Origin of the sequence: Rhizobium sp. 9140 (assembly GCF_900067135.1) — a bacterium.
GTDB lineage: Bacteria > Pseudomonadota > Alphaproteobacteria > Rhizobiales > Rhizobiaceae > Ferranicluibacter.
This window is the reverse complement of sequence record NZ_FJUR01000001.1, coordinates 2,235,407-2,258,012: the sequence shown is the minus strand read 5'-3', so window position 1 is coordinate 2,258,012 and position 22,606 is coordinate 2,235,407. Positions and strand designations below refer to the sequence as shown.

The 22,606-nt window shown below is 62.9% G+C and carries 21 protein-coding genes; 4 read left to right on the top strand and 17 right to left on the bottom strand.

The window, feature by feature from the left end:
* Positions 1-28 precede the first annotated feature (28 nt).
* Entirely contained in the window at positions 29-670 is a 642-nt protein-coding gene (locus GA0004734_RS10645; RefSeq protein WP_092933563.1) for a uracil-DNA glycosylase family protein, read from the bottom strand.
* Entirely contained in the window at positions 655-1,197 is a 543-nt protein-coding gene (locus tag GA0004734_RS10640; RefSeq protein ID WP_245292392.1) for a thermonuclease family protein, read from the bottom strand. The genes GA0004734_RS10645 and GA0004734_RS10640 overlap by 16 nt, the downstream gene beginning before the upstream one ends.
* 153 nt (positions 1,198-1,350) lie before the next feature.
* Between GA0004734_RS10640 and GA0004734_RS10635 the strand changes: the two genes are divergently transcribed.
* A complete protein-coding gene (locus tag GA0004734_RS10635; protein WP_092933561.1) occupies positions 1,351-2,886 on the top strand; it encodes a sensor histidine kinase in 1,536 nt (511 codons plus the stop codon).
* Between the two features lie 19 nt (positions 2,887-2,905).
* On the opposite strand, the gene GA0004734_RS10630 is transcribed toward GA0004734_RS10635, so the two are convergent.
* The 12 genes from GA0004734_RS10630 to dusB all read right to left on the bottom strand — a co-directional run bounded on the left by GA0004734_RS10630 (position 2,906) and on the right by dusB (position 18,467).
* Positions 2,906-3,982 carry an ABC transporter ATP-binding protein gene (locus GA0004734_RS10630; RefSeq protein ID WP_092933559.1) on the bottom strand — a complete coding sequence of 359 codons (1,077 nt, stop codon included), beginning with the start codon at positions 3,980-3,982 and terminating at the stop codon, positions 2,906-2,908.
* Positions 3,979-5,523 carry an ABC transporter permease gene (locus tag GA0004734_RS10625; RefSeq protein WP_245292504.1) on the bottom strand — a complete coding sequence of 515 codons (1,545 nt, stop codon included), beginning with the start codon at positions 5,521-5,523 and terminating at the stop codon, positions 3,979-3,981. Before GA0004734_RS10625 ends, GA0004734_RS10630 begins: the two co-directional genes overlap by 4 nt.
* A gap of 208 nt (positions 5,524-5,731) precedes the next feature.
* The gene (locus GA0004734_RS10620; RefSeq protein ID WP_092933555.1) at positions 5,732-6,745 is read right to left on the bottom strand and encodes an iron ABC transporter substrate-binding protein; all 1,014 of its coding nucleotides are present in this window, start codon (positions 6,743-6,745) and stop codon (positions 5,732-5,734) included.
* A 141-nt stretch (positions 6,746-6,886) separates the two neighbouring features.
* Complete coding sequence (locus tag GA0004734_RS10615; RefSeq protein ID WP_092936168.1) at positions 6,887-7,321, bottom strand: diacylglycerol kinase; 435 nt, start codon at positions 7,319-7,321, stop codon at positions 6,887-6,889.
* A gap of 22 nt (positions 7,322-7,343) precedes the next feature.
* Positions 7,344-8,969, bottom strand: a complete 1,626-nt coding sequence (locus GA0004734_RS10610) for a phosphoethanolamine transferase (RefSeq protein WP_092933553.1) — start codon at positions 8,967-8,969, stop codon at positions 7,344-7,346.
* Positions 8,970-9,122: 153 nt separating this feature from the next.
* A complete protein-coding gene (gene hflX / locus GA0004734_RS10605; protein ID WP_092933551.1) occupies positions 9,123-10,445 on the bottom strand; it encodes a GTPase HflX in 1,323 nt (440 codons plus the stop codon).
* Between the two features lie 79 nt (positions 10,446-10,524).
* On the bottom strand, positions 10,525-10,767 hold the full coding sequence (hfq, locus tag GA0004734_RS10600; RefSeq protein WP_018325164.1) for an RNA chaperone Hfq: 243 nt from the start codon (positions 10,765-10,767) through the stop codon (positions 10,525-10,527).
* Between the two features lie 190 nt (positions 10,768-10,957).
* The gene (locus tag GA0004734_RS10595) at positions 10,958-12,322 is read right to left on the bottom strand and encodes a nitrogen assimilation response regulator NtrX (RefSeq protein ID WP_062596507.1); all 1,365 of its coding nucleotides are present in this window, start codon (positions 12,320-12,322) and stop codon (positions 10,958-10,960) included.
* A complete protein-coding gene (locus tag GA0004734_RS10590; protein WP_092933549.1) occupies positions 12,312-14,672 on the bottom strand; it encodes a sensor histidine kinase NtrY-like in 2,361 nt (786 codons plus the stop codon). The genes GA0004734_RS10595 and GA0004734_RS10590 overlap by 11 nt, the downstream gene beginning before the upstream one ends.
* A 176-nt stretch (positions 14,673-14,848) precedes the next feature.
* Positions 14,849-16,303, bottom strand: a complete 1,455-nt coding sequence (gene ntrC / locus GA0004734_RS10585) for a nitrogen regulation protein NR(I) (RefSeq protein WP_092933547.1) — start codon at positions 16,301-16,303, stop codon at positions 14,849-14,851.
* Positions 16,300-17,445: a two-component system sensor histidine kinase NtrB gene (locus GA0004734_RS10580; protein ID WP_092933545.1), complete on the bottom strand. Its 1,146-nt coding sequence runs from the start codon at positions 17,443-17,445 to the stop codon at positions 16,300-16,302. Before GA0004734_RS10580 ends, ntrC begins: the two co-directional genes overlap by 4 nt.
* Positions 17,442-18,467: a tRNA dihydrouridine synthase DusB gene (dusB, locus tag GA0004734_RS10575; protein ID WP_092933543.1), complete on the bottom strand. Its 1,026-nt coding sequence runs from the start codon at positions 18,465-18,467 to the stop codon at positions 17,442-17,444. Before dusB ends, GA0004734_RS10580 begins: the two co-directional genes overlap by 4 nt.
* Here dusB and GA0004734_RS25950 point away from each other — a divergent pair.
* From GA0004734_RS25950 to GA0004734_RS10565, 3 genes are all read left to right on the top strand, one after another.
* A complete protein-coding gene (locus GA0004734_RS25950) occupies positions 18,447-18,587 on the top strand; it encodes a hypothetical protein (RefSeq protein ID WP_165910534.1) in 141 nt (46 codons plus the stop codon). The two genes, dusB and GA0004734_RS25950, sit on opposite strands and share 21 nt — an antisense overlap.
* A 76-nt stretch (positions 18,588-18,663) precedes the next feature.
* Positions 18,664-19,872, top strand: a complete 1,209-nt coding sequence (locus GA0004734_RS10570) for a bifunctional 2-C-methyl-D-erythritol 4-phosphate cytidylyltransferase/2-C-methyl-D-erythritol 2,4-cyclodiphosphate synthase (protein WP_092933541.1) — start codon at positions 18,664-18,666, stop codon at positions 19,870-19,872.
* Complete coding sequence (locus GA0004734_RS10565) at positions 19,869-20,384, top strand: CinA family protein (protein WP_092933539.1); 516 nt, start codon at positions 19,869-19,871, stop codon at positions 20,382-20,384. Before GA0004734_RS10570 ends, GA0004734_RS10565 begins: the two co-directional genes overlap by 4 nt.
* Here GA0004734_RS10565 and GA0004734_RS10560 read toward each other — a convergent pair.
* From GA0004734_RS10560 to GA0004734_RS10550, 3 genes are read right to left on the bottom strand one after another with little or no spacing between them, the layout of a single operon-like run.
* A complete protein-coding gene (locus GA0004734_RS10560; RefSeq protein WP_092933537.1) occupies positions 20,363-20,821 on the bottom strand; it encodes a type II toxin-antitoxin system RatA family toxin in 459 nt (152 codons plus the stop codon). The genes GA0004734_RS10565 and GA0004734_RS10560 overlap by 22 nt on opposite strands.
* Positions 20,822-20,830: 9 nt before the next feature.
* On the bottom strand, positions 20,831-21,403 hold the full coding sequence (locus GA0004734_RS10555) for an AAA family ATPase (protein WP_092933535.1): 573 nt from the start codon (positions 21,401-21,403) through the stop codon (positions 20,831-20,833).
* A gap of 52 nt (positions 21,404-21,455) precedes the next feature.
* Positions 21,456-22,499, bottom strand: a complete 1,044-nt coding sequence (locus GA0004734_RS10550) for a phytanoyl-CoA dioxygenase family protein (RefSeq protein WP_245292391.1) — start codon at positions 22,497-22,499, stop codon at positions 21,456-21,458.
* Positions 22,500-22,606: the final 107 nt, after the last annotated feature.

Below are 22,606 nucleotides of genomic sequence, written 5' to 3'. Positions count from 1 at the left end.
CAAAAAGGGCCAATACCAGAGAGAATTCTCAAGATATCCGCAATGCAATTTCAGCGCGGAGCACCGGCAGCAGTTCGGCTTCGAACCAGGGGTTCCGTTTCAGCCATGGCGTATTCCGCCAGCTGGGGTGTGGAAGAGGCAGCAGCTTGGGTCCCTCCGCCCGCTCGAACGTCCGCCGCCAGTCCGCCACCGTCGCCGTCATCGAGGCCTGCCGCTTCGTGCCAAGATGATAGGCCTGCGCATAGGCGCCGATGACGAGGATGAGAGAGGCATTCGGCACGGCGGCGAGCGCCGTCTCTCGCCAGACAGGCGCGCATTCGCGCCTTGGCGGAATGTCGCCGCCGTGTCTGTCGTAACCGGGGAAGCAGAATCCCATGGGAACGATCGCGAACTTGTCCGGATCGTAGAAGGTCGGCCGATCCACGCCAAGCCAGTCTCGCAGCCGGTTGCCCGAGGGATCATCGAAGGGGACGCCGCTGACATGCGCTCGCATGCCCGGGGCCTGACTGGCGATGAGGATGCGGGCCTTCGCGGAGAGGACGAATATCGGCCTCGGCTCATGCGGCAACGGTGCGCCGAAAACCGGCGCATCACGACAGATGCGGCAAGCGGAAATCGTTCGCGAGAGTTGCTCGACGTCGTCTCTGGTCGGTTTCAGCGGGATGTCCATGCGGTCTCGATACGGCGCAGCAGCGCCTTGATCCAATCCATATCGATATGGGGCACCTCAGCGATTCCGCCATGGCGGGCGCGCCAGTCTCTCGGGCGATCGAAGGTGCCGGCCCAGAGACCTGCCCGGCGGGCGCGCGCATCCGCCTCCTCCACCTCGTAATCGCCGAAGGCGACGGCAAAACCGTCCTCGACCATCCGGGCGTTGAGGTCCTCGCCTCCAGCCGCACAGATCGCAAGTCGCCGGCCGTAGCGGTCATCCGCGCGGCCTTCGCACGCGACGGCGGTCTTGCCGATCAGCCGCGCCAGATGCCGTCGGGCCTCCTGCCCGCAATTCCAGTCCCTGCCATCGCGCTCGCAGGTCTGTTCGCTCTCGGGCGCATCGATGCCGATAAGGCGAATGCGATCTCGCCCGATGGCGAGCGTGTCGCCATCCACCACGCGCGGCTGGCCGATAACTGTCTCACCACCACCACCGGCAAGGCGACTGGCGGCAAGCCAGACGAGCCCTAGGAAAAGGATCGTCAACAGACCGTCCCGGACAAGCGACCGTCGCCGGCTTACCATGAAAAACACCTTAGAATTCGACTGTCTGAGGGCGGACCGAACGCGTTCAGGAAGCAAGTTCTTAACAATTCTTACCTAGAATCCGTTGGGTATCCGTCAGACTTTCCGGACAAGATGAATCAGGGCGTCAGCACATCGACCGACAAGATCATTGTCGACAAATCGCGCAGCCATCGCAACAAGGCTGTGTCGAAAACCGTGCGCGCGAATCGCGAACGCCTGCAATCCGGCCCTTCGAATGGCGCTGGCTTCGACAAGGAAATGCTGGCTCTCTACGTCGCCTCCGTCCTGCAGGGCGCAGCAGCGATGCCCATTCTCCTGATGATGATCGCTGCCGGTGGTCTCTACCTGACGGAAAACGTGCAGATCGTCGGTTGGCTCATCGTGGCCCTCGTCATCCATGCCCTCGGCCTCCTTTCAGCACAGCGGGCCAGACGAAAGGATCTGACCCCGGAGGCCGTCGTCTACTGGCGTCGGCGGTTCCTTGCCGTACAGGGGCTAATGGGTGTCGTGTGGGCGCTGTTCCTGCTGCAGGATTGCCAATCCTGCGTGCCGCGCGATTTCGGGCTGTACAAGGGCGTGGCCCTTCTCGTGGCCCTCGCCGCCACGGCCATTGCCACCATCCTGCTCCGCTATGCGCTGATCGTCACGTTTGCGCCCTGCGTCGCCCTTCTCACCGGTACCGCTATCATGGGTGGACGTGGGGATCTCGTCGTGCTCGCCATCGTCCTTTCGACGTCGCTTGCCTTTCTTGTCTACATGACGACGCGGATGCGACGCGCCAATATCCAGATCCTCTCCGTGCAAGCCGAGAAGGACGATCTGATCGCGGAACTGGAAGTCGCGAAATCCATGTCGGACGAGGCGCGCCGGCGAGCGGAAGAAGCGAACCTTGCCAAATCCCGCTTTCTCGCCTCCATGTCGCATGAGTTGCGCACGCCGCTGAATGCCATTCTCGGTTTCTCCGAGGTCATGTTCACCGAGGTCATGGGACCGCTGAACAACCCGATCTACAAGGAGTATACCGGCGATATCCACCGTTCCGGCAAGCACCTGCTCGATCTCATCAATGAAATTCTCGACCTCTCCCGCATCGAGGCAGGCCGCTACGACCTCAATGAGGAAGCGATTCTGCTGGCAGAGATCACCGAGGACTGCATTGGCATGGTGCAGTTGCGTGCCCGCACGAAGAGCATCACGATCACAGAACAGTTCGAGCACGGCATGCCAGCCGTCTGGGTGGACGAGAAGGCCATGCGGCAGGTGACGCTGAACCTGCTGTCGAACGCCGTGAAGTTCACGCCGCAAGGCGGGCAGATCTCGGTCAAGGTCGGGTGGACGGCCGGCGGCGGACAGTATCTCTCCATCAAGGACGACGGCCCCGGTATCCCGGAAGAGGAAATCCCCGTCGTGCTCTCGGCTTTCGGCCAAGGGTCGATCGCCATCAAGAGCGCGGAACAGGGAACCGGCCTCGGCTTGCCGATCGTGCAGGCGATCCTTGCAAAGCACGACGGCGAGTTCATCCTGCGCTCGAAGCTGCGCGAAGGGACGGAGGTCATCGCCATCCTGCCGGCGCGCCGCGTGCTTCAGACGGTCCCGGCCGTGCAGGAAACCGCCGCCGTGGCAAGACGTCGCAAAAGCTTCGCCTGATCAAGAGTCTTGGATAGCATCAGGCGGGCAGGACGTGTCCCTGCCCCACGACCTCAATTGCGACGGTCTCACCCGGTGCAGCGACGTCGAAGCCGGAGACGCGCAGATCGAGAACGGTGCGTGCCGGGCCTTCACCCACCTCCACCGTCAACCGGCAAAGACCGCCGCCGAACTCGCTATCGAGCACGCGTGCCTGCACACCCTTCACCAAATCGGCCCCGCCGAGACCGAGCCAGCGGATGCGCAACTGCTCCGGGCGGAGCATGACGAGCGATTTCGATGCAGCGTCGGAAGAGGCCTTGTCGGTCGATCCGACAGGAATAGGACCGAGAACGGTTTCCGCATGTCCTGCGATCACAGTCGCGTCCAGCAGTACCGCATCCCCCAGAAAGAGCGCGGTCTGCCGATCGGCGGGGCAGCGGTAGAGCGATTGCGGGCTACCGGCCTGAACCAGCCGTCCCTCCCGAAACACCGCGACATGATCGGCGAAAGAGAGTGCCTCGCCCTGATCATGCGTCACGAGAATGGACGTTGTTCCTGACGCCGAGAGGATGCGGGAGACGGTGCGACGCATGGTATCGCGCAGGCCGGTATCGAGGGCGGAGAACGGCTCGTCGAGCAGCATCAGCCGAGGTTCGAGCGCCAGGGCGCGGGCCAGCGCCACGCGTTGCTGCTGGCCGCCGGAGAGCTGGTGCGGACGTCGCGAGAGCATGTCCGCGTCGAGTTCCACTGTCTCCATCAATGCAGCGATACGCCTGTCGCGGCCTTCCTGCCGTTTCGGCAGGCCGAAACCGATATTCTCACCGACAGTCAGATGCGGAAACAGTGCGCCGTCCTGCGAAACGATGCCGATGCCACGCTTGTGGGCGGGTACATGAGTGCCCTCGCCCGCAAGCACCGTTCCCTCCAGCGTGATACGGCCGGCATCGGGCCGCTCGAAGCCGGCGATCAACTTCAGAAGTGTGGTCTTGCCGGAACCGGAGGGACCGACGATCGCCGTTCGCGCACCGGCGGGGACGACGAGGGAGACGTCGATCAGGGCGCGTGCATCGCGGCCGTAGGTCTTGCTGACGGATGAGATGGAGAGAAAGCTCATGCGGCGCTCCCGCTTGCGCGACTGGATTGGCGGTGAAGGACCAGCGTCAGCGGCAGGGACAGAAGGACCATCATCAGCGCATAGGGCGCGGCAGCGACATAATCGATCTCGCTCGTCAGCGACCAGAACTTGGTGGCAAGCGTTTCGACGCCGGTCGGCGAGAGCATGAGGGTGGCGGTGAGTTCGTTGGTGATGCCGAGTGCAACAAGTGCGGTGCTTGCAGCGGCACCGGGCGCAGCAAGGCGCATCGTCGTGACGCGGACGGCCTGCAAGGGTGCCCGCCCAAGCGCCATCGCGGCACGCTCGAGCTCGACGGGGGCCTGCGCGATGCTCGCCCGCAGCGCCACCAGGGCGCGCGGCAGGAACAGGAGGCCATAGGCGAGGAGAAGCGTCGCGAATGTCTGGTAGAGCGGCAGGACCAGCCTGACGGTGATGGTGACCAGCGCCAGCGCCACGACGACGCCCGGCAGGGAGCCGACATAATAGTGGCAGGCTTCCAGCACCCGTTGCAGGCGGCCGGGTGCGCGCACCGAGAGCCAGGCCATGGGCGCGGCGGCAATCGTGGTCAGCATGCCGCCCATGACGGCGAGGAGAACGGTCTGCAATACGGCATTGCCCACCGTCTGCAGCGGCCAGATCTCCAGCCCCCCAATCGCCAGCCACCGCGTCAGCGTCGTGAACGGCACGCCGATGGCGAGCGCTGCTGTCGCAAGGTTCAGCGCCAATGCCGGCCATACCCAGGCCCCGAGCGCGTGGCGCGTGACCATGCGCGGCGCACCGGAACCGACGCGGGCGTATCGCTCGCCGCCGCGCGCCAGCGCTTCCGTACCCAGCAGCGCAAGGCAGCAGAGGACAAGGACGCCGGAGAGCATGTTGGCGGCGGGGCCGTTGAAGGCTGACTGGAACTGATCGACGATGGCCGTCGAAAACGTGTCGAACCGGATCATAACGAAAAGGCCGTACTCGGCCAGAAGATGCAAGCCAACGAGCAAGCTGCCGCCGCAGATTGCGACCCGCAATTGCGGGAGGACCGCCCGGAAGAAGACCCGCCACGGGCTGAGTCCGAGGGACGCCGCGGCATCCTCGATGGCAGGATCCAGCCTTCGCAGCTGTGCGGCAACCGGCAGATAGAGGAATGGAAAGTAGGCCAGTACCGAAACGAGGACGCCGCCGCTGAGGCCTTTCAGGCCGGGAACGAGGCTGATCCAGGCATAGGAATGCACGAAGGCAGGAACCGCGAGCGGCACGACGGAGAACCAGGCCCAGAGCCTTGCGAACGGCAGGTCCGTGCGCTCCGTCAACCAGGCCAGCGCGACAGCCAGCACGATGGTCAGCGGCACGGTCGCCGCTTCGAGAAGCGCCGTATTGATGAGGAGATCGCCGACGCGCCCGCGAAAGACGAGCGCAACCACCTGATCCCACCCTGTCTGAACCGTGACGATGGCGACGAAACCGAGCGGGATGAGGCTGACCAGCGCCACGAGCAAGGCCGGCAGAGTCACCAGGGGATACGCGACACGCGCTCGCCGCCCCGATATCAGACGACCGGGCGTCACGCCCAGAGAGACAGCAAAGGACTTGGCATCGGCATGCGGCACGTTTGGCGCCTCTGTACGGAATGAAAGATGCGCGCCTCCTGCAAGGAAGCGCGCACGGCTCGCGATGACCTATTGCGGTGATTGTGGATGAAATCAATCCAGAATCTTCACGCAAACGTCATGTTGCGTCGACGTGACGCCGGCTCGGAGATCAAAGGATGCCGGCAGCCGTCATCAGGTCGGTGACCGACTTGCTGTTCAACGATTGCGGATCGACCTTCGGGTAGTCCAGCGTGGAAAGTGCCGGAAGCGCCGCGTTAGATTCCGCATCCTTGGAAACGGCATATTCGAAGGAGGTGCCATCGCGCAGGACGGCCTGCCCGCCTTTGCCCGTCAGCCACTTCAGGAAAGCCTGAGCCTCCGTCTTGTGCTGGCTGGAGGCGAGAACGCCGCCGCCGGAGATGCTGACGAAGGCGCCCGGATCCTGATTCTTGAAGAAGTGCAGGGAGACGTTCTTGCTGTTCTCGCCGGTCTTCGCCTGATCGCCGAAGTAGTAGTAGTGGTAGATCACCGCACCTTCGACCTCACCGGCATTCACGGCCTTCATGGCTGTCGAATTGCCCTTGTAGGCGGTGAAGTTCGTCTTCATCGCGGCAAGCCATTCCTTGGTGGCGGCTTCGCCCTTCAGCGCCAGAAGCGCACTGACGATCGCCTGGAAGTCGGCGCCGGCCGGGGACGCGGCCCACCGACCCTTCCACGCGGGATCGGCGAGGTCGAGCAGCGACTTCGGCAGCTTGTCTTCGGTCAGCTTGGTCTTGTCATAGGCGAAGACGGTGGAGCGGGCGGCAACGCCGACCCAATGGCCGTTGGACGGCTGGAAAGTCTCGGAAACCTGCGCAAGTGTGTCCTTGGCAACGGGTTCGAACAGGCCCGCCTGATCAACCAATGACATGGCCGGCGAATTCTCTGTCAGGAAGACGTCGGCGGGGGATGCGGCACCCTCCTGGACGATCTGGTTTGCGAACTCCATGTCGCTGCCCTTGCGCAGGGTCACCTTGATGCCGGTTTCCTTGGTGAAAGCTTCGGCCCAGGCAACGCCGAGGCTCTCGTGCTGGGCATTGTAGATGACGATGCCTGCGGATTCGGACTGGGCGAGCGCGGGGTTCATCCCGGCCAGAAGAGCAGCCGCAGCAACGAAGCCTGCGGCGCGAGCGGAAATTTTCATGACGACCTCCTGAGAGTGCCCGGGCGACGCGCCCGGCAGAGGCGGTATAGATAAGCTGAACCTAAAGGTCAACTTTAGAAGCGCTTGCTTTCAGACACAGTTTCGTAAGAACCGCACCGAACGGTGATCACCTTTGCGCTATCAAAGTCCGGTCAACGGCATGTCGGTCACGATATGCGAGAGGAAGACGACATAGAATGCATAGCCGGCGTTGGCGAGGATCAGGCAGAGGCAGGCCAGCGAGCCAAGATCCTTGGCGTTACGGCCCATTTCCGAGATTTCTGGCGATACACGATCGACGATTTCCTCGATCGCCGTGTTCAGCGCCTCGAACGCGATCATCAGCAGGAAGAGCAGCATCATCGCGACGTATTGAAACAGTGTTGCGCCGCTGATGGCGAAGGCCAGCATCGCCACGGCAAAGCCGATAAGCTCCTGCCGGAAAGCGGCTTCGCCGAGAAGACGCCGTGCGCCCCCCAGCGAGTAAGTCGCGGCGGCGAAGAAGTGTTGGAAGCCTGTGAGCTTTCGCGGCAGCTTCCGGCCATGCAGATTCTGGGTCGGCTCTCGCTCCTGCATGCGCAGCGTATTCCTGTCCATCTCAACTTCTTGCCACGCAGGGCGCGAAAGCGTCCAGTTCGCGATTATAGACATCCGTCTGGATGTTCATCATGCCGAGCACCGTGTGAAACAGGTTATCGTGCGACATGGCCGCATCCGAATAGGCGAGAAGGCACTTCGTATCAAGCCCCATGGTTCGTGCGTAGGACGGCGAGAACCAAGAGATGAAGGGAACATGGGTCTGCTCCTTCGGCGCGATCGCATAAGGCGCGCCATGGAGATAGATGCCGTTTTCCCCGAGCGATTCGCCGTGGTCGGACATGTAGATCATCGCGCCGGACATCGTGTTTTCGTGCTTTGCCAGCAACTTGGCGACACTGGCGAGAATATGGTCGGTGTAGAGGATCGTGTTGTCATAGGCATTGACGATCTCGTCATGCGAGCAATTCATCAGCTCGTCCGTGCGGCAGTCGGGCGTGAAGCGGCGGTATTCCGCGGGGTAACGGCCGAAATATCCCGGGCCGTGGCTGCCCAGCTGGTGGAGCACGATCACCGTATCGTGTTTGATCGTGGCGAGCTTGCTGTCGAGGCCATCGAGGAAAATACCGTCCAGGCATTCGCCTTCGTGACAGAGGGGGCTGTTCTGCCGGCCGTTGATCGCGGCATAGTCGATCAGCTTGGCGATGCCCTTGCTGCCCGTATTGTTGTCCCACCAGGACACGTTCACGCCGGCATGGGTAAGGACATCGACGAGGTTCTGGCGCGTGCGCGCCTTGCTCTCGCTGTATTCGGTCCGCCGGTAGCCGGAGAACATGCAGGGCAAAGACACGGCAGTTGCCGTGCCGCAGCTGGTCGTGTTGGTGAAATTGGCCACGCCGAGCGCTTTGAGTTCGGGATTGGTTTCGCGGACATAGCCATCCAGAGAGAAGCTGGCGGCGCGTGCAGTTTCCCCGGCAACGACCACGACGACGACCGGCTTCTTCTCCGCCGTAAGCCGATCTCCCGCCCGGGCGTCCGTGCCGAAGGGGGCGACCACGGCATCGACCTCCTTATAGGCGGAGAGCGCGAACCGGACGGCCGACGACAGCGGTGCCGCAGGGTTGAAGACGTTCAGCACCTCCTTCCGCTCGCGGGCGACAAAAGCGATGGCCGCATAGTTATAGCCGACGAGAACCAGCGCCACGGCAAAGGCCGGAAGGATCAGTGCGAGGTTTCGCAAGGCTTTTTGCAGGAACGGCCTGTGGCGGATGCGCACGAAGCCAATCAAGACGGCCGGCAGGACGGCGAAGACGAGGATATGAAGCACGAAGTGCGGCGTCAGCAGGTGCCCTGCCTCCGCCCCCGTCGTGACGAAGGCGCTCTCCACCATCTCCTTGTCCACGACGACGCCGTAGGTGTCGGTAAAGTAGGACGCGACGCCGGCGACGAGAACGCAGAGGATCAGGACCGGCTTGGTGACATAGCGGACGGAGAGCGTCACGAGGGCGCAGATGGTCAGGAGCGAGATTGCGACCGAGAAGGCGACGAGGCTTGTTTTGTTTGAGGAGAACGCTGCGGCGGTGCGGCTCCAGAAGGTGATGTTGGTGACGACAAGCAGATAGGCCGACACGATGAGGGTCAGCGGAATGCTGCCGATCTCGGGCCGCAGAGGCTTGGGGATTTTCAAGGGGTTACTCCCGTCAGAACGCCGGCGGGAACCCGTCAGGCTATGCTGAGGGTGTGGTAGTGCCGAAATCCTGTCGGGAAACTGTCAGGTCGCAATGCCCCGATATCGAGGGCAAGAGCGGGCAAGGCGCCACAAGGCATGGCGCCTCTTTTGCTATTCCCAGTCTTCTGCGGCCGGTTTCTGACCCTGACCGAGACGACGGTCGAGTTCCCCCGCCTCCGTTTCCGTCAGGCGCAGATCGAGCCGGATGGAGCCGTCCTCGAGATCTTCGCGATGATCGACGATCGCATGCTCGTAGAGCCAGGGCAGAAGCTGCAGCCGATCGACAGGCAGCGTGACCGTCGTCTCCATCATCACGCCGGAAAGGCGGCGATTGATTTCCTGCATGAGGGCATCGACCCCCTCGCCTGTTACGGCTGACACGGTGATCGTATTGGGCGTATGCACCGCTTTTTCGAGCAAAGCCGCATGCGGCTCTTCGTCCAGCCGGTCAATCTTGTTCCAGACCTCCAGCAGGCGTTCGGTCCGGGCCTTCTCGTCGATGCCGAGATCTTCGAGAATGCGCTCGACATCCTCGGACTGCGCCGCGTGGTCCGGGTCCGAGACATCGCGGACGTGCAGGATAAGATCGGCTTCAAGCACTTCTTCGAGCGTCGCGCGGAATGCCGCCACGAGATGCGTCGGCAGGTCCGAGATGAAGCCGACGGTGTCGGAGAGAATCACGGTGCGGCCCTGCGGCAGCTTCATCCGGCGCAGCGTCGGGTCGAGGGTGGCGAACAGCATATCCTCGGCCAGCACGCCAGCGCCGGTAATGCGGTTGAACAGCGTCGATTTGCCGGCATTGGTGTAACCGACGAGGGCGACGATGGGATGTGGCACCTTGCGGCGCTTGGAGCGGTGCAGCTGTCGTGTGCGACGCACCTGCTCCAGCTCCTTTTCCAGCTTGATGATCTTGTCCTGAAGCTGGCGGCGGTCGGCCTCGATCTGGGTTTCACCCGGACCACCCATGAAGCCCGCGCCGCCGCGCTGGCGTTCAAGGTGGGTCCAGCTGCGAACCAGACGCCCCTTCTGATAGTTCAGATGCGCCAGATCGACCTGCAACGTGCCTTCCTTGGTGGACGCACGACGGCCGAAAATCTCGAGAATGAGGCCCGTGCGGTCGATGACCTTGGCGTTCCATTCCTTCTCGAGATTGCGCTGCTGCACCGGCGTCAGCGGGTGGTCCATGATGACGAGGCCGGCATCCTGGGTATCCAGCAAATGGCCGATCTCTTCGATCTTGCCGCTGCCGAGCAGCGTTCCCGGCTTGGGCTGTGCGACAGGCACGACCAGCCCCTGCACGACGGAGAGATCGATGGCGCGTGCCAGACCGATCGTTTCCTCCAGACGCGCCTCGTCCGTGCGAACCGAATGCGGCTGCTCGGCGTGTTGCCGCCCGGTTTTCTTGACGACCGGGACGATGACCAGCGCCCGCATGTCGTCACGGTGCTTTTCGGTCTCGGGGATGATGCTGTCTGGGGTATCGTTGTGTTTTGTGATGGCTTCAGTCCGGTGTTCAGGAGGCGGATTCTTCGCTCTCGAACATCTGCATGGGCTGGCCCGGCATGATGGTCGAGATGGCATGCTTGTAAACGAGCTGGGAGTGCCCGTCGCGCCGCAGCAGCACGCAGAAATTATCGAACGAGGTAACGACGCCCGTCAGCTTGACGCCATTGATGAGGAAGATGGTGAGAGAGATCTTCTGTTTGCGAACCGTATTGAGAAAAAGGTCCTGCAGGTTCTGAGAACGTTCCGCCATAGCGCCGCTTCTTTCTTTATTGCCGGTTCGAAATCAACCGGTTGATACGTCTGTAAATCGAGAGTTGCCCCGCGCGCCTGCCCCTCAGACGCTGCGGAATCTGGTATCGCATCGAGGTCTCTTCCGCAATGTCGAAAAAGCCTGCGCGACGTTTCCGTGACACCGTGGGGTCCGCAGCGTTCCCTAGCTCTTACACACCGAGCGACTTAAGCTTGCGATGCAGGGCGGAACGCTCCATGCCCACGAACTCCGCCGTGCGCGAGATGTTTCCGCCGAAACGGTTGATCTGCGCGATCAGATAGTCCCGCTCGAACATTTCGCGCGCCTCGCGCAGCGGCAGCGTCATGATGTGCTGGTCGCCTTGGGCGGAGATCTTCGGCAGGCTGTCGCCCACTTCCGTCGGCAGCATGTCGGCCGAGATCACCGTGTCCGGGCCATCGGAACGCGCGAGGATCATCAGGCGCTCGATATTGTTGCGAAGCTGTCGGATATTGCCCGGCCAGCCATGTGCCTGCAGAACGGCCAGCGCATCGTCCCCGATCTTGCGCGAGCGAATGCCCGCCTGTTCGCTGATCTGGCGCATGAACATATCGACCAGGAACGGAATGTCCTCCCGGCGATCGGCAAGTGCCGGCACGCGGACGGGAATGACCGCCAGACGATGGTAGAGATCCTCGCGGAAGGCGCCCTCGGCAATCAGGCTCTCCAGATTATACGCGGTGGAGGAGATGATGCGGACGTCGACCTTGACCCGCTTCGAACCACCAACGCGCTCGAACTGCTGGTCCACGAGCACGCGCAGGATCTTGTTCTGCGTTTCGCGCGGCATTTCGCCGATTTCATCGAGATAGAGCATGCCGCCATGCGCTTCCTCCAGCGCGCCGGTCTTGCGCGGCTGGCCCGGCGTTCCCTCCGTGCCGAACAGGGCGATTTCCATGCGGTCGGGCGTGATCGCCGCAGCATTCAGCGCCACGAAGGGGCCGGCCGCGCGGGCGGACTTCTTGTGAATCATCCGTGCCACGAGTTCCTTGCCCGAGCCGGAGGGGCCGTGGATCATGATGCGGCTGTTGGTCGGCGCGACCTTTTCGATGGTCTGGCGCAGCTGCGAGACGGCGACGGAGGTGCCGATCAGTTCGACCGGATCGCCGGAGCGCTTCTTGAGCTCCGTCACCTCGCGCTTGAGCTTGGAGTTTTCCAGCGCCCGTTCCGCAATCAGGATCAGGCGGTCCGCCTTGAAGGGCTTCTCGATGAAATCATAGGCTCCGCGACGGATCGCCGAAACGGCGGTCTCGATGTTGCCGTGGCCGGAGATCATGACGACCGGCAAGTCCGGGTGCCGGCTCTTGATCTCGTCCAGCAGGGAAAGACCGTCGAGGCGACTGCCCTGCATCCAGATATCGAGGAAGACGAGGCGCGGCACGCGATCGGAAATGGCGGCCAGCGCGCTGTCGCTGTCGAACGCCATGCGCGTCTCGTAACCTTCGTCTGACAGGATGCCGGAGACGATCTCGCGAATGTCCTGTTCGTCGTCTACAACCAGAATATCAGCGGCCATCGGTCAGTTCCTTGCTTTGTCTGTCGTCGTCTTGGTGTTCCGCATCGGCGGAGCCCGTTCGTTTCGGATCGGGGCCGAAGAGTTCTGCGGGCGGGCCAGCGATACCCGAGCGGTTTCGCTCCGCCTCGACAACGATCGCCGGTGGCAGGATGATGCGGATCATCGCGCCGTGACCCTGATCGAAATCGGCCGGTGCGTCGTGCAGTTCGAGGTGTCCGCCATGATCCTCGATGATCTTCTTGACGATGGCGAGCCCGAGGCCGGTGCCTTTCTCGCGCATCGTCATGTAGGGCTCGAGGATCCGGTGACGGTTCTCGGTCGGCAGGCCTTTGCCGTTGTCGATGATATCGACCACGTAAGTGCCGCTCCTCTCGTTCAGACGCGAGCGGATCATGATCTTCGGCTCGTCGCGTTCCGCTTCGGCGGGCAGCGACTCGATCGATTCAACCGCATTTTTGATGATGTTCCCGAAAGCCTGCCCCAGCATGCGCCCGTCGAACGAGCCATCCAGAGCATCGTCGCCGAAATCACGGATGAACTGGATGTCGCTCGTGCCCATTTCCCGCAGGAAAACGGCATCTTTCAGGATCGCGCGGAGGTCGGAGCGCTCCTTCGTCGGCTTCGGCATGCGGGCGAAGGATGAGAATTCATCGACCATGCGGCCGATATCCTCGACTTGGCGAACGATCGTGTCGGTGCACTGGTCAAAAACGGCCCGGTCGTCCGGGTTGATCTGCTTGCCATAGCGGCGCTTCAGGCGCTCGGCAGAGAGCTGGATCGGCGTCAGCGGGTTCTTGATTTCATGCGCGATGCGGCGGGCGACGTCGGCCCAGGCGGTTGAGCGCTGGGCGATGACGAGATCGGTGATGTCATCGAGCGTAATGACGTAGGACTCGGCCGTATCGGTCGCCTCCTCGCGGGTCACCTGAACGTTCAGCGTGCGCTCCTTGCCGTTGCGCATGATGTTGATCTGCTTGCGGAAGTCGTTCCGCGGCCTGGAGATCGCCTCGGTCAGGACATCATCGATCTCAGGCGCCACATCCGCCAGACGCTCGCCGACGATGTCGAAGGTGGGACGGGAGAGGAAAACCTCCGTCGATGGGTTGGCGATGGTGATGCGGCGATCGTCCTCGACGCCGATGACGGCCGCCGTCACGCCCGACAGCACGGCCTCAATGAAGCGACGGCGGTTGTCCATCTCGTCCTTCGCTTCGAGCAACTGATGCTGCTGGGTGCGGATCTCCACGATCATCTTGTTGAAGGTGCGCGAGAGACTGCCGACATCGCCATCGACGGCGTGAACGGGTACGACGACGTTGAGGTTGCCCGAGGCGACGCTGTCGGCGGCACCGATCAACAGGCGGATGGGGCGCACGATCCGGTCCGCGACGGCAATGGCCGCCCAGATCGCCGCAAGCAGAACGATGAGCGCGAAGCCGAGATAGAGAACCCCGAAGGCGACCTGAAGCGAGGTCCGGCCGGCGGCCAGGTTGCGGTATTCCGCAACGTTCTCCTCCATCAGCCGCATCGAGTTCATCACCTTGGGATCGACGGTGCGAACGGTGTAGAGATAGGCCCCGGCGATGTTATCGAGTGGAATGATGGCGCCGACGAGATTGGTTATGCCGGGCGGGATGAGCGTCGGCTGGCCCGAGACGGTGCTGGCCAGAGCATCGACCGGTATAGCCGGCAAGGGCCGGTCGGTCGGGATATTGGCCTGGAGGATCGCCGAGCCATCCGCCCGCACGAGGAACGCACCGAGCATACCGCGTGCCCGCGCCTGCCGGGTCATCAGATCCACGAAACCGGTGCGGTCGAGACTGTAAAGCTGGCGATTGCGCTCGAGGTCGGTTGCCATCGACGCCGTTTGCCCCTGCAGATAGCTCGCGTTCTCCAGAACGTAGGCCTGTGCGACGTCGATCGAGGACCGCACGATCGCCTGCGTTCGCAACGAGAACCAGCGATCAAGCCCGACATCGAGCGTGATCGACGCGAAGATGGCGACGAGAATGGCGGGCGTAATGGCGACGATCGAAAACAGCGCGACAATGCGGACATGCAATCTTGCGGCCGCCCGGCCCTTGTTGCGAGCCCGGAGCAACCGCATGATCTCCCGGCCGATCAGGTAGATAAGGCCGATGACGAACAGGGCGTTGATCGCCGCAGAGGCTATGACGATGTTGGTTTCCGGCTTGATCGGCGTCAGGCCAAGCAGCACCAGCAGCGAGATGATCGCGCATGCAAGCGCACCGGAGGCCAGCACGAGGCCCGGCAGCGCAAAGGCGGCGCGGCGATCCGTGCCGTTGCCCGTCTCGTCGTTTGCCAATGGCAGTATCAGCCCTTCGGCCATGCGTATTCCACCCACTGGCGGTGTCCGGCAAGAACCGGTCCCGCTCGCCCAAGGATCTCAGCGACCCCGGACTTCGCCCGATGACCATGAGGCCAAACCCTGTCTTTCGGACGAGTCGGCTCATGTGTCATCCAAGCAACACAATGTGGCGTAAATGCAACGGTCGGTAAAGGGTGTCAAGCGTTCCGCGAGCTGCGATAGACGGAGACGCCCAGTTCCCGGATCTTCTTGCGCAGCGTATTGCGGTTGAGCCCAAGGAGATCGGCAGCCTTTATCTGGTTTCCCCGTGTCGCCGTGAGGGCAGCGAGGATCAGCGGATACTCCATTTCCGCCAGCACCCGATCGTAGAGGCCGGAAGGCGGCAGACCATCGCCGAAGCCTGCGAAATACTGGCGCATGTTCTCCTCGACCGCCTGCGAGATCGACATCGGCCCGGATCGCCCGCTTGCCTTTTCAATCGGGCTGTCGGGGATGTCGGAGCGAAGTTCACTCTCGATGATCTCGCGGCTGATGACCTCCTGCGGATAGAGCGCCGTCAGGCGTCGGACGACGTTCTCCAGCTCGCGGACATTGCCCGGCCAGGGATGGGACTTCATCAGTTCCAGCGCTTCCTGTTCGAAGCGCTTGACGTCGAGGCCTTCCTTCTCCGCCATCTGCACGAAGTGGCGAACGAGATCGGGAATATCCTCCGCCCGGTCGCGCAGCGGCGGCAGGCGCAGCGGCACGACATTGAGGCGGTAGTAGAGATCCTCGCGGAAGAGCCCTTGGTTGATCGACTGTTTCAGGTCCTTGTTTGTCGCCGCGACGATACGGACGTCCGAGCGGATCGGCGTGCGCCCGCCAACCGTCGTATATTCGCCCTGCTGCAGAACGCGCAAAAGCCGGGTCTGAGCGTCCATCGGCATGTCGCCGATTTCATCAAGGAACAGCGTCCCGCCCTCGGCCTGCTCGAAGCGGCCGGTAGACCGGTTTTGCGCGCCGGTGAAGGCGCCCTTCTCGTGGCCGAAGAGTTCCGACTCGATCAGGTCGCGCGGAATGGCGGCCATGTTGATCGCGACGAAGGGGCCGTTGCGGCGTTTGCCGTAGTCGTGCAGCGCCCGCGCCACCAGCTCCTTGCCGGTACCCGATTCGCCGGTGATCATCAGCGTCAGGTCCGTCTGCATGAGACGGGCGAGCACGCGGTAGATTTCCTGCATGGCGGCAGAGCGGCCGACCAGCGGCATGCCGTCCTGCGTGTCGTCATCCATCTTCGCCGGCTTGCGCTTGGGTTCCGCCAGCGCGCGGCCGATGATGGCGACGAGTTCCGTCAGGTCGAAGGGCTTCGGCAGGTAGTCGTAAGCGCCCTTTTCCGACGCCTTGATGGCGGTCATGAAGGTGTTCTGCGCGCTCATGACGAGCACCGGCAACTCCGGCCTGGCCTTTTTGATGCGCGGCAGCAGGTCGAACGCGTTTTCATCCGGCATGACGACATCGGTCAGCACCAGATCGCCATCGCCCGCCGAAATCCAGCGCCAGAGGGTCGCGGCATTGGAGGTGATACGGACGTCATAGCCGGCGCGGCTGAGCGCCTGGTTCAGCACGGTACGGATGGCTGCGTCGTCGTCGGCAACGAGAATCGTGGCGCCAGTCATCGGGTCTTCCCTTTTACAGCAATGGGTTCGGGGTCCTCGGCGGTCGGTCCCTTCGACGCAGGCATGAGGACGCGGAATGTCGTACGGTTGGTCTGGCTGTCACATTCGACGATACCGCCGTGACCGCCGATGATCTTTGCCACGAGCGCAAGGCCAAGGCCCGAGCCGTTGGTCTTGGTGGTGATGAAGGGGTCGAACAGGTGCGGCACGAGGTCGGACGGCACGCCCGGACCGTTGTCATGCACGCAGAATTCGAGCGGCAGCGAGATCTTCTCCCGTGTACCGGCGACCGACAGGCGGATGCCGGGGCGATAGGCGGTGGTCAGCATGATCTCGCCATCCGGCTTGTCGCCGATCGACTCTGCGGCGTTCTTCACGAGATTGAGGAACACCTGCACCAGCTGGTCGCGATTGGCATAGACCGGCGGCAGTGAGGGGTCGTAATTCTCGGTGATGCGGATGCGGCGCGCGAAACCCGCCCGCGCCACGGCCTTCACATGGTCGAGGATCGAATGGATGTTGACGGGATGGCGGTCCACGGGGCGCTCGTCGGAGAACACTTCCATGCGATCGACCAGCGAGACGATGCGGTCGGTCTCGTCGCAGATCAGCCGCGTCAGCGCCCGGTCCTCGTCATTGACGGAGCTTTCCAGCAACTGGGCGGCGCCGCGAATACCGGAGAGCGGGTTCTTGATCTCATGCGCCAGCATGGAAGCAAGCCCGGTGACCGATCGGGCGGCGGCGCGGTGCGTCAACTGCCGGTCGATCTTGTCGGCCATCGAGCGTTCCTGGAAGACGATGACGACGCAGCCGGGTTCAGACAGCACTGGCGCGACGTAGAGGTCGACAAGCTTGTCGGCCCCCAGTCGCGGCGACGACAGGTCGACCCGGTACTCGTTAACCGCGGCCTTCCGCTCCCGAACCTGATCGATCAGCGTCAGCAGTGGACTGCCGAAGGGAATGAAGGTGCTGATATCGTGACGGGCCAGATAGTTGGCGCTGGCACCGAAGAAAGCTTCGGCTTCCCAATTCGCGAAAGTTACCAGCCCGGCCTCGTTGACGAGGACCACCGGGTTCTGGATCGCGTTCAGCACCGCCATCGGCAACACGCTCTTTGTGTCGTCGGTTATTTTGCCGCTCATGCCGCCATCGTCCTTTCAACCGCTGTCTCGCCATCCCGAAGAAGTTCGAGAAGACGCGATAGCGCCGCCTTGTGATCCGTCGCCGTCAACACGGACGCCTTGCGATGCCCGGGGGCATCGGGCGCGAACCGGTCGATATACCAGCCAAGATGTTTTCGCGCATGCCGAACACCCGTCTCCATGCCGTAGAAGGCGAGCATCATCTCGTAATGTTCAGAAATAACATCAAGACGCGCCTGCCCTTCCGGCGCGGCGCAGGCACCGGCGAGAACGCCTGCATGCCACGGCCGCCCCTGGCAGGCCCGTCCGGTCATAACCGCGTCGGCGCCCGAGCGCTTCAGAATTTCGTTCGCATCGTCCAGCGTCGCGACATCGCCATTGGCAACCAGCGGCAGGGACACCGCATCGCGCACGGCGCGGATCGCGTCCCAATCCGCGCGGCCCTTGTAGAACTGCATACGCGTACGCCCGTGGATCGTCACCATGCGGATGCCGGCCGCTTCCGCACGTCGCGCGATCTCCGGCGCGTTCATCGTCGTCTCGTCCCAGCCGAGCCGCATCTTCAGCGTCACGGGAATATCGACGGCGCGGACCGTCGCCTCGATCAGCGACAGAGCATGGTCGGGATCGCGCATCAGTGCCGAACCGGAGTAGCCTCCGGTGACCTTCTTTGCGGGACATCCCATATTGATGTCGATGACGTCGGCGCCGTTTCCGGCCGCGATCTTCGCGGCCTCCGCCATCCAGTGTGCTTCCCGCCCGGCCAGTTGCACCATATGCGGTGTGATGCCTGCATTTTTCAGCCGCGCCCAGCTCTCGCCCGCATTGCAAGCGAGCTCCCGGCTTGCTACCATCTCGGTCACGACGAGGCCTGCGCCGTAGCGCCATGCCAGTTGCCGGAACGGCAGATCGGTCACGCCCGACATGGGCGCGAGCACGACGCGGTTTCGAAACGACATCCCTTCGATCGCGAAGGGCGATGACAATGTCGGAAGATGCAAGTGATTATCTTTCAGGCACATGAATTTTCTGCACTATTTTTAGACATAGATATCGCTATTGCCAAGCGCTTTCACGCGACATCCGTAAATTTCCTCATTCGCCTGCCGGCTTCGCTGGCAAAGCCCATCGGCGCGGGTTAAACGCGCTCACACGGACCGCGCGGCACCCTCTCGCCGAGCGGCAATTCAGGGCAGGCAGGGAGGCGTCTTACAGCAGATGCAAAGAGAACGCGAACTTTCATGCGGTGTCGTCATCGTTGCGGCCGGACGCGGCGAGCGGGCGGGTGCCTCTGCAGAGGGGCCGAAGCAATATCGCCGCATCGGCGGGCGCCCTGTTATCGCCTGGACCATCGACGCCTTCGCGAACTGGGGCAAGGCCAGTGCCCTTGTCATCGTGATCCATCCTGATGACGCTGCGCTCCTCGATTCCGCGCTTGCTGCCTGTCATCGTCGTCCCGACATCACCATCGTCCATGGCGGCGCGACGCGGCAGGCTTCGGTCCTTGTCGGCCTGAAAGCGCTCGCCGATACGGGTGCCGCCTATGCCCTCATTCAGGATGGGGTGCGGCCCTTCATCGAGCCCGACCTTCTCGACCGCTGTCTCGACAAACTCGCCGCCGGCTTCAATGCCGTTCTTCCGGCCATGCCGGTGACCGATACGCTGAAGCGCGCCTATGCGTCCGGCGACGTGCTGGAAACCGTGTCGCGCGACCGGCTATATGCCGCGCAGACCCCGCAATGCTTCGCGCTTCCCTATATTCTGAAAGCCCATGAAGCGGCGGCCACGTCCAGACGCTCAGACTTTACCGATGACGCCTCGATCGCCGAATGGGCCGGGCTGCCGGTTGCCCTGGTCGAGGGTTCGGCGGACAATGTGAAACTGACGACCCGACAGGACCTTGCAATGGCGGACGAGAAACTGAGCGGACGCACGATCGATGTGCGGACCGGCAACGGCTACGATGTGCACCAGCTGGTGCCCGGCGATGGCGTCACACTCTGCGGCATCTTCCTGCCCCACGACCAATCACTGCTCGGCCATTCGGACGCCGACGTCGCGCTGCATGCACTGACGGATGCACTGCTCGCCACCTGCGGTGCCGGCGATATCGGCGATCACTTCCCGCCCTCCGACAACAGGTGGAAGGGCGCGGCGTCTCGGATCTTTGTCGAACACGCAGTAGGCATCGTGCGGGAACATGGCGGCGTCGTCATGAATGCAGATATCTCCCTCATCGCCGAAGCACCGAAGATCGGTCCGCATCGCGAAGCCATGCGGCAGGCACTTTCCGACATGCTCGGAATCTCGCTCGACCGCTGTTCGGTCAAGGCGACCACGAACGAGAAGATCGGCTTTATCGGCCGGCGTGAGGGGATCGCGGCGATCGCGACCGCTACCGTCAGCTTCCCGGGAGGCTTTCGATGAGCCTCTGGCCCGACGACATCTACCAGTCGGCCGAAAACCTGCTCGAAAGCTTCGTTGCGAAAGGATGGCTGGTTGCTACCGCCGAGTCCTGCACCGGCGGAATGATCGCAGGCGCGCTCACGGAAATTCCCGGCTCGTCCCGTGTGGTCGATCGCGGCTTCGTCACCTATTCGAACGCGGCCAAGATAGACATGCTCGGCGTCAGCCCGGCCACCCTCGATCAGTTCGGGGCCGTCTCGCGGGAAACGGCGCTTGAGATGGTCCGCGGCGTCTTGATGCAGTCGAAAGCGGAAGCAGCCGTGGCTGTGACCGGCGTTGCCGGGCCGGGCGGCGGCTCTGCGGAAAAGCCGGTCGGCCTTGTGCACATCGTCACTGCCACGCGCCGCGGCGTCATCCTGCACCGCGCCATGCAATATGGCGAGATCGGCCGCGACGAGGTGCGTCTAGCCACCGTCAGAACGGCGCTGGAAATGCTTCGGGAACTCGTGGATCAGGCCGTCGCGCCGGCATAGACCGCGTCCGCGCGCTTCTCGAAGGCTTCGGCAAAGAGCCGAAACGCCCGGTCGAACATCGAGCCCATCAGCGCGCCGAGAATACGGTTCTTGAACTCGTAATCGATATAGAAATGGACAGAGCAGCCGCCGTCCGGCGCTGGCTCGAACGTCCATCGATTGTCGAGGTAGCGGAAGGGGCCGTCGATATACTTGACCTCGATTCGATGCTCCGCCTGGTTCAGAAGCACCTGCGTCGTGAAGGTCTCGCGGATCGCCTTGTAACCGACCGTCATGTCGGCCAGAAGCAGCTCCTTGCCATCACGCTCCTTGCGCGTCCGCACGGTGAGCGCCTCGCAGAGCGGCAGAAATTGCGGGTAGGACTCGACGTCGGCAACAAGGTCGAACATCTGGTCGGGAGAGTGCTTCACCAAGCGTCTGGTTTCGAACTTCGGCATGAGACGCAGTTAGTCGGCGGCGGACGCAAGATCAAGGAGGCGCGCGACGTCGCTGCGCCTTTTCAGCGTGAAAATCGCCACGTGCTGCCCATGCAGCGCTATCTCGCGCTCGATGTGCGGAGCGACACGGCTCTCGAAGTTCCAGATATAGGCAAGAAATTCGCGGTCGGGCCACTGCTCGCGGCAACCCGGCGCCAGATCGGGGCGAACGCGGCCGAAGCTCTTGAGAACGCGGCGAAAGACGCTCAGCAGGCAGAGCCAGCGCGGAAGGCGCAGCCAGAGCACGACCTCGGTGCGCGGCATGCGCAGGTCGAAGCTCGACGATCCCGTGCCGTCCATGATCCAGCGCTCGGCCGTGACAGCCTTCTGTATGAGGGCGCGTTCCTCGACCCTGTCACGTTTCTTCCAGCCCGGAAGCCAGAAGAAAACCCTGTCCATCGAGATATGAGGCAGATCGAGCCGCTGGCCGAGCGAGCGCGCAAGCGTCGTCTTGCCACCTCCCGAACAGCCGATGACGCAGATGCGGTTTGCACGGGAGACGGCCGCTGCGGCTTCCGCAACGGTCTTGAGGTCATGCGGCATTTCCTGTCTCCGGCCCTGTCTCCCGGCCTCGCCTCTCGCAACGTGACGGGTGTCAACTGCCGGGCGGTCTCTCCCGGGCCTTGACGGCACCGACAGGGCGCCAGATCAGCCGCTGAAGTTTTAGTTTAACCAGCCAGTCCTCGAAATACCAGGAGATGACCTCTTTGCGACCGCTGACATAGGGAAGCTTCGCGCTGTCGAGGCCGATGAAGGGCAAAAAGGGATTGGGTCGCTGCGAGGCATAGAGTTCGACCCGAATGGAACGGCGTGCAGAATGGCCGCGTGCGTGAAAGCCGAAGGTATCGCCCACCACCAGCGTATTGGCAGGCACCGCAAACCGCGTCGGCTGCGGCAGGCGGAGCCACTTCAGGGCAGCGAGGGGAATACGAAAAGCCCCACCTCCCCGACGCTCCGCTGCCAGCACGCTCTGCCGCTTGTGCCAGGCGAGACGACGCGGCGTCAGCTTATGCGAGCCGGCGACATAGGTGAAAGGACCCTCGTCCTCCGGCACATCGTAGAGGAAGTACCAGGCCTTGGCTGTCGAGTGAAACGTGTCCATGTGAAGATCGGTCTGCGGATCCTTGCCGCCCTTGGAGACGGAGGGTTCGCCGAAGATCGTCTGGATGCTGAGAACGGGTTCGACGTCGAAACCGCCGACATAGCGGATAGGACCGGTCCAGCGCTCGTCTTTGAGGAAGGCAGCAAGGGTGGGCGCGTGCTCGAGAACATCGGGCGTCAGGGGAATGCGCCGTGTTATCGCGCCGCCTTCCCGCATCTCGCGCGCTGGTGCCTGCAAAGCCTCGACCTCAGCCACCAGGGTCCGGAACTGGCTGTCATCCAGTAGATTGCGGCGCTCGATGTAGCCATTCTCCGCGAAGAAATCCCGCTCCATTGGCGTCACGAGGTGGGCCAGCCGCTTACGCCGCCACTCCGTGACCCGCGCTGCAGCCTTCACCCGCCAGACATGCAAGCCTTTGCGGTTCAGGCGTTCGCTGCCGAGGACGTCGTTCTTGAAGTCCTTGCGACCGGTGACGATCTGAAGCGTGTGGAGCGGCGCCAGTGCCATGCCGCCCAGGCGCTGGCCAAGACTCCGCATTCCGCTGGTCCCCGGCTTTCCCTTAACCGACATGTCCATCTGACTGACTCCGTGCCTCAAACGCTTACCGCGTAAGCCTACACGAACAATGTCAGCAGGGAAATGGA